General features: G+C 34.9%; 12 protein-coding genes and 1 riboswitch. All 12 genes read left to right on the top strand.

Going from position 1 to position 14089, the window contains the following annotated elements; all coding sequences use genetic code 11:
• Positions 1-690: a GNAT family N-acetyltransferase gene (locus ACTSKG_RS11570; RefSeq protein WP_464754775.1), complete on the top strand. Its 690-nt coding sequence runs from the start codon at positions 1-3 to the stop codon at positions 688-690.
• 218 nt (positions 691-908) lie between these two features.
• Positions 909-1343, top strand: coding sequence for a BclA C-terminal domain-containing protein (locus tag ACTSKG_RS11565; protein WP_464754774.1), 435 nt, complete (start codon positions 909-911; stop codon positions 1341-1343).
• A 361-nt stretch (positions 1344-1704) separates the two neighbouring features.
• The gene (locus ACTSKG_RS11560) at positions 1705-3345 is read left to right on the top strand and encodes a pyridoxal phosphate-dependent decarboxylase family protein (protein WP_464754773.1); all 1641 of its coding nucleotides are present in this window, start codon (positions 1705-1707) and stop codon (positions 3343-3345) included.
• Positions 3332-5032, top strand: a complete 1701-nt coding sequence (locus tag ACTSKG_RS11555; protein ID WP_464754772.1) for a methyl-accepting chemotaxis protein — start codon at positions 3332-3334, stop codon at positions 5030-5032. Before ACTSKG_RS11560 ends, ACTSKG_RS11555 begins: the two co-directional genes overlap by 14 nt.
• Before the next feature lie 472 nt (positions 5033-5504).
• Positions 5505-6731 carry an MFS transporter gene (locus ACTSKG_RS11550; protein ID WP_464754771.1) on the top strand — a complete coding sequence of 409 codons (1227 nt, stop codon included), beginning with the start codon at positions 5505-5507 and terminating at the stop codon, positions 6729-6731.
• A gap of 68 nt (positions 6732-6799) precedes the next feature.
• Positions 6800-6898, top strand: a riboswitch (guanidine-I (ykkC/yxkD leader).
• Positions 6899-6963: 65 nt separating this feature from the next.
• Positions 6964-7305, top strand: a complete 342-nt coding sequence (locus tag ACTSKG_RS11545) for a DMT family transporter (RefSeq protein ID WP_464754770.1) — start codon at positions 6964-6966, stop codon at positions 7303-7305.
• Positions 7305-7619, top strand: a complete 315-nt coding sequence (locus ACTSKG_RS11540) for a DMT family transporter (protein WP_464754769.1) — start codon at positions 7305-7307, stop codon at positions 7617-7619. Before ACTSKG_RS11545 ends, ACTSKG_RS11540 begins: the two co-directional genes overlap by 1 nt.
• Positions 7620-8102: 483 nt before the next feature.
• A complete protein-coding gene (locus ACTSKG_RS11535) occupies positions 8103-9767 on the top strand; it encodes a hypothetical protein (protein ID WP_464754768.1) in 1665 nt (554 codons plus the stop codon).
• A 76-nt stretch (positions 9768-9843) separates the two neighbouring features.
• Positions 9844-10680, top strand: a complete 837-nt coding sequence (locus tag ACTSKG_RS11530; RefSeq protein ID WP_464754767.1) for a MerR family transcriptional regulator — start codon at positions 9844-9846, stop codon at positions 10678-10680.
• Positions 10681-10746: 66 nt separating this feature from the next.
• Positions 10747-11925: an MFS transporter gene (locus tag ACTSKG_RS11525; protein WP_464754766.1), complete on the top strand. Its 1179-nt coding sequence runs from the start codon at positions 10747-10749 to the stop codon at positions 11923-11925.
• Between the two features lie 15 nt (positions 11926-11940).
• Positions 11941-12672, top strand: a complete 732-nt coding sequence (locus ACTSKG_RS11520; RefSeq protein WP_464754765.1) for an SDR family NAD(P)-dependent oxidoreductase — start codon at positions 11941-11943, stop codon at positions 12670-12672.
• A gap of 76 nt (positions 12673-12748) precedes the next feature.
• Positions 12749-13573, top strand: a complete 825-nt coding sequence (locus ACTSKG_RS11515) for a squalene/phytoene synthase family protein (protein WP_464754764.1) — start codon at positions 12749-12751, stop codon at positions 13571-13573.
• The last annotated feature ends 516 nt before the right edge of the window (positions 13574-14089 follow it).

Here is a 14089-nt window from a genome sequence, read left to right as displayed (position 1 = left end):
ATGAAGGAATGGAAAGGAAGTCTAGGTGAAAAAGAATATGTTGTACGCGAACTAACAATAGACGATGTAAATGATATTTTTCGAATACAGGATATAGTTTTAGAAACGATCGCAAACAATAATTTTTTATCACCTTTAACAAAGGAAGAATACGTAGAGTCTATCTCAAATCATCTAATGGTTGGAGTATTTGTGGAGGAAGAGCTAATTGCATTCCGTGCATTAGCCATACCGGAGATAGATGAACATCATCTAGGATATGATATTGGACTTCAGACAGAGCAATTAAACAAAGTTGTCTATCAAGAAATTACGAATGTTCATCCAAATTACAGGGGATTTGGTTTGCAAAAAAAACTTGGAAATATCGTAATGGAGCTTTTAGATGCTTCACCATATACACATGTATGCGCAACAGTTGCACCTTTTAACATTGCAAGCTTAAAAGACAAGCTAAGTCAAGGCATGGTCATTGGTGCTCTGAAAAAGAAATACGGTGAAATGCTTCGCTACGTATTTTATAAAAAGCTCCATGAAGATCGTGAAGCCAGTACCGAAGTGTTGGAAATTAATATGGGTGACACGGAAAAACAACAACAACTAATTGCAAAGGGTTGGATCGGAACAAGTATCTTGCAAAGAGATGAGATTTGGTACGTTACGTATGAGGAAAAAGGTACATATTTATAAAAAGAGAAAAACACTTAGTGTGTCTTGTATTCACTAAGTGTTTTTTTGTTGACTGTAATGTTCACGTTCAATTGTATGGCTATAAAAAATTCCATTACTAATCTGTAGGATAAGGAACGTTATTAAGTTATTTATTCTTTTGTTTAGTATATTTGTCCATGCCATGAATCCATCTCAATCATAATCTATCGTATTATAAATGAAAGGAGGTTATTCTTTTGGGAATAATAATACCATGTAATTGTTTATCGGAATTAGCGTACATTTACAACTTAAGTGCTCAAACCGTTGCGATTGAGGCGGACGTTAATTTTGATACAAATGGTTTGCTCACGGCTGGAATATTGCATGCTCCCGGCTCACCTTCGATTCAAATTACCAATGCAGGTATCTACGAAGTTACTTTCTCCGTATCAGGTACAGAACCGAATCAATTTGCGCTATTTTTAAATGGAAACCTAGTTCCAGGAACCATTTATGCATCAGGTGCTGGAACGCAACAAAACAATGGGCAAGCAATATTCATTATTGGAGCAGGGGATGTTCTTACTCTTCGAAATCATTCTTCAGCTGCAGCAGTTGGACTTGCAACCCCAATTGGTGGAACACAAGCAAACGTAAATGCTTCAATTGTAATAAAAAAATTAGATTAATTTCGAAGGGCATTGAAACGCTCGAAAGAATCTAATTGTAGTTGTTGAAAAATAATAGAAATCCTGATTTCAGCCAAAAAAGGTTGATTTCAGGATTTTTTATGTGCTGGTTCCCTTTAGCAAACACTTTTTTATAACATTAGTGGGGTTAACTAAATCTTCCTAAATCTCCTACACAAAACAAAAAATTTACACTATTCAAAATATAATAACATTATTTTACTATTAAATGCATATAAATACTCAATTTTTTAATGAAACATATAGTTTTTATGGGAAAGTATGTATATAATAGAGTTAAGCACAATGAACTATTGAAGAAAAAAATTGAAAGTAAATATGCACTATGAAAGGGGAACAAATGAAGAACATACAACAGCTTTTTCAAAGTGAAGACGGTAATATAGCGCAAAGACAACAATTATTAGGGTTTGTGGAAGAAATTTTAACTACAATGGATAATTTAAAGGATCCAAATAAAACGACACTTGGACCGATGGAAGAACGCTCAGCAAATTTTTACAAAGAGATTATGGAAGATTACGAAGTGCCTTCCGAAAGTAGGGATATGAACGAAGTAGTGGGTGAATTGACTGCCTTAATGAAAGGTCATCCTTATCATACGCGAAACTTTGTAACAAATGTTTTACCAATGGCAAGTATCCCTGGTGTTCTTGGTCAACTTACTAATTCGTTATTAAATGGTAATAACCTTTGGGATGTATATGGTCCAGCAGCAGCTGAAAGTGAAGTCAAAGTGGTGTCGATGATGTCAAAATTAGTTGGGTATGACTTTACAGAAAGCTTTGGATATACAACGTGGGGTGGACAAGGAGCTGTGTTCAGTGGTTTGCGTATAGCAATAGCAAAACAATTCCCACATGCTAAAGAAGAAGGCGTTCCAAATAATTTATATTGCTTTGCATCTGAAAACGCACATTATAGTTTGCTGAAGTCTGTTGAGGCAGTTGGAATCGGAAGTAATCATTTAATACGTGTCAAAGCAGGTGCGGATCATTCTATGGATATGGAAGATTTGAAAATGCGCTTAACGGAAGTAATCGAAAAAGGCGGCATTCCTGTGTATATTGTTGCTACTACTGGTGCAACAGATAATTTTGCTATTGATGATGTTAAAGCGATTAAAGAAATGGCAACAACATTCGAAAACAAATATGATTTGAAACCTATCCATATTCATGCGGATTCTGCTTTAGGTGGTTTCTATGCTTTCTTCAATGATTATGATTTTACAAATAACCCACTGCATTTTGAGCGAGATGTACTTGTAAGTTTGAAACATATTCGCGAGCGAATGCAGCATATTTCTTTGGCAGATAGCTTATGTTTTGATTTCCAAAAACTTGGACAAACACCTTACTTAACGAGTTTGTTTTTAGTGAAGGAAGGAAAATATTTAGGTTTGTTAGACCTTGAAGATTTTGATACTCCGTATGTAGGTAATCGTGGCTACGGATCATATCATACAGGCTATACGTTAGAATGCTCACGTATGGGTAGTTCTATTGCCATTTATGCCGCATTATTAGCATTTGGTAAGACTGGATATCAACAACTATTAGCGAATTACGTTCGTGTTAACTTAGTGTTCCGAGAGCTATTAGCTATAAGAATTCCAGCGTTACAGGTAGTTAATGAACCAAATATCGGACCAATTACAGCATATCGATTCTATTCGAAAGGTTTAGACTGGAAAAGTGAGCAGTCTGGCAAATATACCATTGAACAAGTACAAGAGATCAATACTTTAAATGCATCGTTATTTGAAGTGTTAGGAAAACATCGAGACGACGTATTTTTTGGGGATACAACTCGCGTTTGCACGGTAGCTGTATGCAATTCTGATGAACTAGTTCCTGTTGCAGCAGCAAAGTTCTTTTCAATTTCACCATATACTGAAGTGCAACATATCCCAGCGATGATTGAATCTCTTCAACAATCAATTGAAACATTGGAGGCCACACAACTTGAAACTGTTTAAGAAATATAAAAGTTCGTTGTTATATAAAAATATTTTAAGTTTTATTATTCCGATAGCCATATTCTCTATTATTTTTAGTGTCATTTTATTCAGTTCATCTAGAATGATTATTAACAACTATGTTATCGATCAATTTGAAACAACATTAAAGTTGGTATCCAATGATGTTGTGGATAATCTAGATCCAGATTTAGCTGTAAAGTCGGATAGTTCTGAAGATAATGAACAGTACAACAGTCTATTAAACAAATTAAATGATGCTAAAGCAAAACATAATGTTGAAAATGTGTATGTTCTTTCTCGTTCCAATGGTAAAGAACATATAGTTGCTCTAAGTGAAACAGATTCCCATAATGAAGCTTACGCTTTTGATCCAAAAATGAATACTGCAATTGATCAAAATATAGTAGAGATTAGTGATATTTATACTGATGAGTATGGTGTTCATAAATCTATTTTTGTACCGTTTAAAGGAACAGATATTATTTTTGGTCTAGATATGGATGCATCTTTTATTTCGAAATTACAATCAACAATTTTATTGCTTTGTATTGGTATAACATTAATTTTTGTTGCATTAGGCGCTCTAGTTGGTTACATAGTAAGTAAAAAAATTACTAATCCGATTAAAGCTATAAATGGTTTTGTTGATGAAGTAGCGAAAGGAAATCTAGCGGTAGAACAATTAGATATTAAAGGAACGGATGAGATTGCTCAGTTATCGCGTGGAATTCACAATATGACAGATGATTTACGTTCTTTAATCACTCATATTGGAAAAAATGCGGAGATGGTAGCAGCAACTTCCGTTGAATTATCAGCTGGATCTGAACAAACTAGTGCATCCATTCAACAAATTACGTCCTCGATGCAAGAAGTAGCAGTTGGCTCAGATAAACAGACATCTGCGATAGAAGAAGTGGAAAGTAATATTACATCTATTTCTGCAGAAATGAATCAAGTAGCATCAGATACTAGTAGTGTATCTATTAAAGCATTAAATACATCAGAAATAGCCAAAAAAGGCAATCAGACAATTCACAGTGCAGTGCAAAAAATGGATACAACATCGGTAGCAATCCAAGAGACTTCAGAAGTTGTTCAACGTTTAAGTGAATATACACAAGAAATTGGAGAGATCGTTTCATTAATAACTGAAATTACAGATCAAACAAACCTTCTGGCATTAAATGCTTCTATTGAAGCAGCTCGAGCAGGTGAACATGGAAAAGGATTTGCTGTTGTTGCAGAGGAAGTGCGAAAATTGGCAGATCAATCACGAGAAGCAGCCAATAAAATAAGCACACGTATTGAAACAATAAAAGCTGAATCATCACATGCAGTAAAATCAATGGCATTTAGTTATGAAAACGTCAAGGATAGCGCCATAACGTTTGATGAAGCAGGCAACGCATTTAAAGAAATTTCCATTGCTGTAACAGAATTGACGGAGCAAATGAATGACGTCAACCATGCAATTGAAAATATGAACGAAGGTGTAAGTAATATTGCTAGTTCGATGGAACAAGTGGGTATAATTTCTGTTCAAACATCAGGAAATATCCAAAACGTAGCAGCTGCATCTGAAGAACAAGCAGCTAGTATTGAAGAGATTACGGCATCTTCAAATAACTTAGCAAGTATGGCTGAACAATTACACGATGCAGTTCGAAAATTTGATCTATAATATTTTTACTAAGAAAGATTCAATGGCCAAACTTTGACCATTGAATCTTTTTGTATATAGAGACATCTAGGGAAGAACCACTCGCACTATTACAAATTGGGTGTAAGGTAAGCTATAGGTGGCCATAGATTCGATAGGTGCTTATGGACTTACTTTAGGTGGAGATAGATTTGTTTAGGTGCTTATAAGGATCTGGAGGTGACGCAGTCACTTCCGGATCCTCCATAAAAGTCTTCGGAAAAAAAGTGTAGCCAATGCTTGTCTAAAGCACTCTAGAAATAGTGAAGACAAAATGACTTAAACGACGCTTGCATTTTTCTTATTCCTCCTATTTATAGTTATGAATGATTTCAGTAATTTGGATGAGTTCTTATCAAGACCTATGACTGAATTCTTAATAGGATTTTTCTATTATAGTAAAAATAAAAAGAATATTAATGAAGTTCCTTCATGTTAAAAGGGGTACACTACAATGAAAAGTTTATATAACGATTCCCGTTTCCGACTAATTATTTTTGCTAATATTTCCTCCTCTATTGGATCTGGAATAACCATGATTGCGATACCATGGATGCTTGTGACAAGTGCAAATGGGGATAGGGTATTTGGTTATGTAACTATATGCATGACAATTATTAGTTTCATCGTTACACCATTTATCGGTAATTTAGTTGATAAAATGTCTCGAAAGAAATTACTGTTGATGAGTGAAATCATTTGTTTTGTATTATTGTTATTTTTTTCATTAATCGGTTTTTTGGGATTATCCTATGAAGTTTGGCATTATATGTTCATTTACATGATAGGGAGTATGTATTACACCATTTTTTACCCTACTATGTTCGCGTTAAATCAAGAAATCTTTAACAAAGATCAGTACAAATCATTAAATGGAACAATGGAAGTTCAAGGGCAGCTTTCTAGCGTAATTGCTGGAGGCTTAGCAAGTATTTTATTATCTATTTGGGATATACAATACATATTGCTACTGGACGCACTAACTTATGGTGCTGCAATCTACTTTTATTTAAAATTGCCGTATACTCAATCAAGTCTTAGTAACATTAGAAAAAACCCCAAGTCAAAAGGTACAGAAGGTTTAATGTATATGTTAAAACGACCGTCTATGTTTTTGTTTCTGTTTTTTTCTGTCATGCCATTTATCGGAGTAATGATTACGAATTACTTATTTCCCGTGTATTTAACAGATGTGCTAAAAGCTTCTGGAAGTTTATATGGCACTCAAAGTATGATTTATGGAATGGGGGCAATAGTAGCAGGGATTATCGTGCCTACGATTGCTAGAAAATTTGGGGATGAAAAAACAATCATATACTGCGTTATTACTTACACAATTGCAATCTCCTTAATCGTATTTGCTAATGTTCCCGTATACTTATCACTTATGTTCTTTATTGCAATAGGAAACAGTGGAGCAAGAGTCGCCAGAAATTCTTTCTTGATGGACAGGATACCAAACGAAATAATAGGAAGAATTGATAGTCTTTTTCGATCAATCGGACTACTCTTTCGAATTGTACTCCTCGCTATCTTTACAGGAATGGTATCGACTGGTCTAATTGTGTATTGCTTTGTTATCCTCAGTGGATTATTAATTACTGCTTCCATTTTCATAATCACTTCTTGGAAAAAAGGATTTGGATTAAGTGAGAAAGGTATTAAAACCGTTGTAGGATAAAGTTAAATGAGTTCTACTTTTTCTTGAATAAGTCTTTAAAAGTTGTATAATGTAAATTAATTAGATATATAAACGTTTTCTAGGGTTCCGCAACGAGAGAGTTGGTCCGAGACCAAGAGAAAACTCACAGCTTTGCTGTGTCACGGAAGGATAAAAGCCTGGGAGAAACTGTTAGACAGTTATCTCTTAGGCTTTTTTGTTTATATTAGAGTAGAAAGAGGGAGTCATTTAGATGAATAAAGATTGGATAAAGGTTTTTATTGCTGCTTTTTTTGAAGTTTTTTGGGTCATTGGTTTAAAACATGCTAGTGATTTTTGGACCTGGGCGGGAACAGTTATTTCTATTATCATTAGTTTCTATTTAATGATTATGGCTGGAAAAAAACTTCCGGTAGGAACTGTATATGCGATTTTTGTAGGAATGGGTACAGCGGGTACTGTCATTTCGGAGATTTTATTGTTTGGGGAATCTTTTAAAGTAAGTAAAATAATTTTGATATTACTACTATTAGCAGGTGTAGTTGGGCTGAAGTTAGTTACAAACGAAAAAGTATCGGAAGGAGATGAGTTATAATGGCTTGGATTTCTCTCATTTTAGCAGGGGTATTTGAAATGTTCGGTGTAACTATGATTAATAAATTCCATAAGGAACGTAATTGGCAATCGCTATTATTGCTATTTCTCGCATTTGGAGGAAGTTTCCTATTCCTTGCATACGCAATGAAAACACTTCCTATGGGAACTGCTTATGCAATTTGGACCGGTATTGGAGCATCTGGTGGAGCCATTTTAGGGATGCTTTTATACGGGGAGTCGAAAGATTGGAAACGAATTGTCTTTATAGCAATGGTTTTAGGTGCAGCAATCGGATTAAAACTAGTTTCGTGAGTATATAAAGGAGGATACCTAGTTAGAAAGAATGTTTCCTAGGTATCGTTTCCATTGATTTATAATCTAGCTACGTCATCTTTTGGAAACCTTCTCCTTGCGATTTAATGAATAAAATGCAGTTCCGGCAATAAATAAGCCAGTATTTAGCCACATTGCTATACCGTTCCATTCGCCGTTAAATAATGTAATATTCGTCAAAGTAATAAATTGCATTAAAATGATGATTATATAAAGTCCGGTTATTGGCTCCTTACTTGTTATTGGGAAGTTTCTAGTAAAATAAGGCAGTATCTGAATATCTGAGTATCCAAATATGTTTATATATGGGTTTCTATATTTCTATCCAGTATATCACGTAAACTACATATTTGTTTTTAGAAAACCCATATGTAGAGGATTTTTTTCATAATTTAATTTTGAAACTATTATTCTTTTTAACCGTATAATAGAGTGTAGAAAAAGTGGAAGAAGGATGATTGAATGACGTTTGTTTTTATTATTTCAGCAATAGCAGCAGTTCTTACTGCATTATTAGTTGTACCATTGACAGCAAAAGGAAAGGGTACGATGCCTTCTGTCATTGGACTAGCGATTTTAGCTTTTATCTTATTATCGGTTATATATTATGTGACGAATTTAGATCGTAACTGGACAGCTTTATGGCCTTGGCTTGTTCTTGCTACGTTTGCTAGTACAAGTATTTCAAGAGGGAAAGAGCAAAAAATTAAGGGTGTACTATTTTTAGGAAGTTTAGCAGTTGCTATTTTCATGTTGTCCGCGCCGGTTTGGAATGCAAATGAAAAGTTTGAAATTGCTAAAATGAACGAACAGGTGGAAATTCAACCTTTTGATGAAACAAAAACACCTGCGAGTGTACCGCCTAAGTTCGCACGAAATAAAATGAAAAAAGCATTTGGGCAAGTTCCAAACACAAGTTACTATGAGCTGGGTAATTTACAAATACAAAAAGTAAAAGATGAATATGTATACATTGCTCCTGTTGAATTTTCTGGATTTTTCAAATGGATGAATGGAGATGTGACACCAGGTTATTTTACGATGAGTGCAACAGATTCTTCTGATAATCCAAAGTTTGTAAAAGCAGAAATGAGTTACACACCATCCTCATTCCTTCATAAAAATTTGGAAAGACATATGCGAATGATGCACCCAACTAAGATTTTTTACGGAGAGCCTCAATTAGAGATTAATGAGGATGGAAAACCTTATTATATTCGTTCTTATGGGAAGTTTATCTCTGCTCGAAATGGTTTTGATGTGGATGGGATTGTTGTTGTGGACCCTGCTACAGGTCAAACAGATTCTTATAAGTTAGATGACGTACCAGCTTTTATTGATGGAGCTGTATCACCAGAAACTGTTAGCTTGCAAAACAGTTATTATGGGAATTATATTCATGGTTTTATTAATAGTATTGTTGGGAAAAAGGATGTAAAACTACCTTCAGATGAAGGAACTGAAGCGAATGTTAGCCCGATTTTCGGTGAAGATGGAAAAATGTATTACTTTACAGATTTTACAAGTCCAAAAGAAGGCGTCGATTCGATGCTTGGCTATTCATTGACAGATGGTCGAACTGGAAAAGCGACTTATTACACAGGGAACCTCGAAGACTCTTATATGGATTCCCAAGGTGCACTTCAAATCATTGAAAAGAAATTTATTGAAAAGAAATGGTCGGGTGAAATGCCTGTTCTCTACAATTTTTACGGAGAGGCTAGCTGGTTAACACCGGTACTGGATTCGAATGGGTTCTTACAAAACTATTTCATCGTATCTGCAGCAAATCCAGAAATATCGGTATACGGTAATACGCCAAACGAAGCGTTGAAGTTGTATAAAACTGCGATTCAACGTGGAGGAAGCTCTGTTGATGGAAGCTCCAATGCAGAGGAAAAATCTGTAATTGGAACTGTTTTACGTGTATTCAAGGAACGTGTCGGTGACTTCACACAAGTATCATTTTTGTTGGACAATAAACAAAGCTATATTGTATCTTCTGAAGTAGCTCCACTAGCAGTTTATATGCAAGAAGGAGATAGTGTGCGAGTGAAGTTCTTAAATACAGGAGAGCTATTCTTACCTGTTAAAGAGGTCACGATACAAGGAATTGAGAATAATTAAAACAAGAGAGTATAAGTTGAGCTATCCTAGTTTTCTAGGATGGCTTTTATAATATAGCCTACAAGGAAGTGATTACGTGAAAGTTCATTATTTAACAATCGGAGAAGTGGCCAAACTAAGTAACTTATCGATTCAAACTTTACGATACTATGATCAAATAAATTTATTTAAGCCGGTAGAAATTGATCCAAATAATAAGTATAGATATTACCAAAATACCCAATTATATTACTTAGACATTATTAAAACTCTAAAGTATCTTGGTCTTTCGTTGGACGAGGTGAAATCGGTACTCACATTGAGACCGGAAGAATTGGTCAAGTACCTTGCCGACCAAGAGGATAGAATAGACCAAGAATTCCAAAGGCTACTAGAAACTAAAGAAGTATTGCAGCGGAAAAAAGAACAAATTCAAACGTTTGTCTTAGAGTCAAACAAGATGACTGTATGTATTAAGAAAATGCCGGAACAGAAAATAGTGAAAATAAGAACATCGAATATAAGCGTACATGATATACCTAACAGGGAATATGGACTTATAAGTAAAGTGTTGGAAGACGTAGGAAGCGTTTTCGATACATTGTATGGCGGGGCATATAGTTTAAAAAGGTATAAATCCATGGAAGATATTAATTATGATTATTTATTTACACATACTGTGAAAGATAATAAATCCAGTAATTTTGAGGAGGTAGAAATCAGCTCGTTGCCAGCAGGGAATTACCTCAGTATCACGTTTGCATTAATAGATGATGTATATGAAGTTTGTTACAACAAATTAATTGATTATTTGGAGCAACATCATATAAAGGTAGTACCAGTCGTTTATGATGTTTGGATGCCAATAAACTCAACAGCCTCAAAAGAAGATGAATTTTTAGTCGAGCTCAAAATACAAATACAAGCTACTTGACCCTATAGTTACTATAGGGTTTATTTTTATAAACAGAAGTCATAATTTTTAGCTAGGAGTTTGAAAATGGTTATTCAAAAAAGTGGTTTGAACAAGACGATATATTTAGTACTAGTGAATTTGTTTATTGTATTTTTAGGGATAGGACTAGTTATTCCTGTTTTTCCAACATTGATGAGGGAGATGCATCTAGAAGGAACTACAATTGGGTACTTAATGGCAGCTTTTGCGTTCATTCAATTATTAGTTTCCCCGATAGCGGGAAAATGGGTAGACACGTTTGGACGAAAAAAAATGATTGTTATTGGTATGCTTCTTTTTGGTTTGTCTGAAATGCTTTTTGCGTTTGGACAAGATGTGAAAATGCTTTATCTTTCTAGAATGTTAGGTGGGGTTAGCGCAGCATTCATTATGCCGGCAGTGACAGCTTTTGTTGCAGATATTACTTCTTTAAGGGAACGACCAAAAGCAATGGGTTATGTTGCTGCGGCTATCAGTACTGGATTTATCATAGGCCCTGGAATTGGTGGGTTTTTGGCTGAACATGGAACAAGATTACCTTTCTTTTTTGCAGCAGTTTTAGGCTTTTTAGGATCTATTTTTTCATTAATCATACTGAAAGAGCCTAAAAGACCAGAGATATCAGAGAAGATAACAGATAAGCTCGTAGCAAAATCAGGGTTCCGTAAAGTATTGGAACCAATTTATTTAATCCCTATGATTATCATTCTTGTATCTAGTTTTGGCTTGGCGGCTTTTGAAACTGTCTATTCCCTTTTCGTCGATCATAAATTTGCATTTACACCAAAAGATATTGCTATAATTATTACAGTTAGTGGAATTTTAGGCGTCATTGCTCAAGTTTTATCATTTGATCGGGTTGTTGGAAAAATAGGTGAAATTAGATTGATCCAAATTTGTATGGCCGTATCGACTGTATTCATATTTGCTATGATTAAAGTGTCAGCATACTGGTCGATATTAGCGGTGACATTTGTCATTTTCCTAATGTTTGATATTATACGCCCTGCGTTGACAACATATTTATCTAAAATAGCAGGCAATGAGCAAGGGTTTGTAGGAGGTTTAAACTCCACATTTACAAGTGTAGGAAATATTATAGGCCCTAGCATTGCAGGGATTTTGTTTGACGTGAATATCGATTATCCTTACGTCCTAGCAATGTTTGTGCTTGCACTTAGCTTTGTAATCTCTTTATTTTGGAAAGAGCGAAAAATTAATTAAGGGATGGATGGTAAAATGAACAATTATATTGTTACTGGAACGACGAGTGGAATAGGTTTAGAGTTAGTTAATCAATTATTAGAAGCTGGACATACTGTTTATGGAATTGCACGAAAAGAAAATGGTATTGATCATCATCGCTATCATCATTATTTATTGGATTTAACAGAAACCTCAAAGCTTTCTGCTATGATGAATGAAATTATAAAAGAAGCATCTTCAGAAGCAAGTTCTTTAACGCTCATCAATAATGCTGGAACGATTGAACCGATTGGGATGGCTGGAGAGATAAACAGCGATCTAATTGCGAAAAGTATTGCTGTTAATCTGACAGCTCCGATGGTATTAACAAGTGCTTTCATCAGTGAATTGACTACAAAAAATGTGCCGAAAAAAGTTGTTCAAATTTCTTCTGGAGCTGGTCGAAACGCATTAGATGGTTGGAGCAGCTATTGTGCTGGAAAAGCAGGGCTAGATAGATTTACAGAAGCGGTAAATTTAGAAGAGTCGAACAAGCCGAACGGGGTGCGATTAGTATCTATTGCACCAGGAATCATTGATACAAACATGCAGAACACAATTCGCCAATCGTCTGCAAGTGCATTTCCATCAGTAGAACGTTTTAAAGAATACAAAGAATCTGGACAGCTGACCAATACAAAAGACGTTGCAGAAAAATTAATCAGGTTTATCGAAAGTGATCAATTTTATAAGGTAGATGTCCTAACTGATCTTCGTAATTTATAGGGGCAGTCATTTTGTCTTTTCACGAAAATCCGATACAATAGTACATAGAGTATTTGTGTGAAATGGAGGACTAATTGTGCGTGAAGTAGCAGCTTTACAAAAAGAAGCAATGGACATGCTAAAAAAAACAAGTAGAACGTTTTATATTCCAATCACTTTTTTAGAACCGAAACTAAAAAAGGCGGTTGCTTCTGCTTATTTATGCATGCGTGCAATAGATGAAATAGAGGATCATGAAGCATTAGGATTAAAAGAGAAACAACAGTTACTGCTTGCGACTAGCAAAATGCTTTTAACTACCGATTTTGATACAAAAGAATATGCACAACTTGTAGAGCCGTTTAAAGAAATACTACCAGAAGTTTCGCTCAGATTGGGAGACTGGCTTGCCATTTGCCCAACCGATTTAGTAGAGAAAGTAAAACAATCTACAAGTGAAATGGCTGAAGGAATGGCCAAATGGGTAGAGAAAAATTGGCAAGTGAAAACGAAAGAAGATCTTGATGAGTATACATACTATGTAGCGGGTCTGGTGGGAGTGATGCTTTCTGATTTATGGAAGTGGAATGCCGACATTGACACAGATCGTGACCTTGCGATTGCATACGGACGGGGTCTTCAAGCGGTAAATATTTTGCGTAATAAAGAAGAAGATAGCGAACGAGGCGTGCAATTCTTCCCAGAAGGCTGGACTCGTGAAGATATGTTCCACTATGCAGAAGGAAATTTAGCTAAAGCAGACGAATACATCAAATGTATTAATCGCAAAAGTATCGTACTATTTTGCAAGCTACCACTCGCACTTGCACATAAAACATTAAAAGCGTTAAAGAGTGGAAAAGAAAAAATGACCCGTGCTGAAGTCGAAGCTACAGTAGAAGAAGTACAAGCTGAGGTATAAAAGGTATAGAAAATCCCAAGGAGGTATATGAGTATCTTCATGGGATTTTTGTTTTATTTATCATTTGATGAGCGTGAATATTCAACAAGAGCATGTTTAAAAGCATTATAAAATAAATAAGCTTAAAATAATTAACAACATTAAAATCGATAGGATGGATCTAATCCATAATACTTTTTTATTTATACCAGCTTTAGCTTCAAGATAATTTAAGTAAATCATTGTTAAGGGAGAACCCATAAAAACAATGAAAGAATTCATATCATCACTATTGGTTTTGATATACATTAAAAATCCAAATGCAAGAAGGTTAAGACCTATTGTACCAATGGACATATTTAAATATAAAATACCCTTATCGTTCTTCTCTAATTTCTAACCTCCTAAAAAGTGTTTCTTAAATTCTGACGTTTTCTACTAATATTTCTACATCAGTTAAGTAAACTATTTCGACACCATCACAAAAATGCCTTCTTATTTCACTTCTTTTCAAGTTATAAAATGGAAACCAAATAT

The sequence above is a fragment of the Psychrobacillus syltrankelensis genome (genome assembly GCF_055454035.1).
This window is presented reverse-complemented; position numbering and strand designations above follow the sequence as displayed.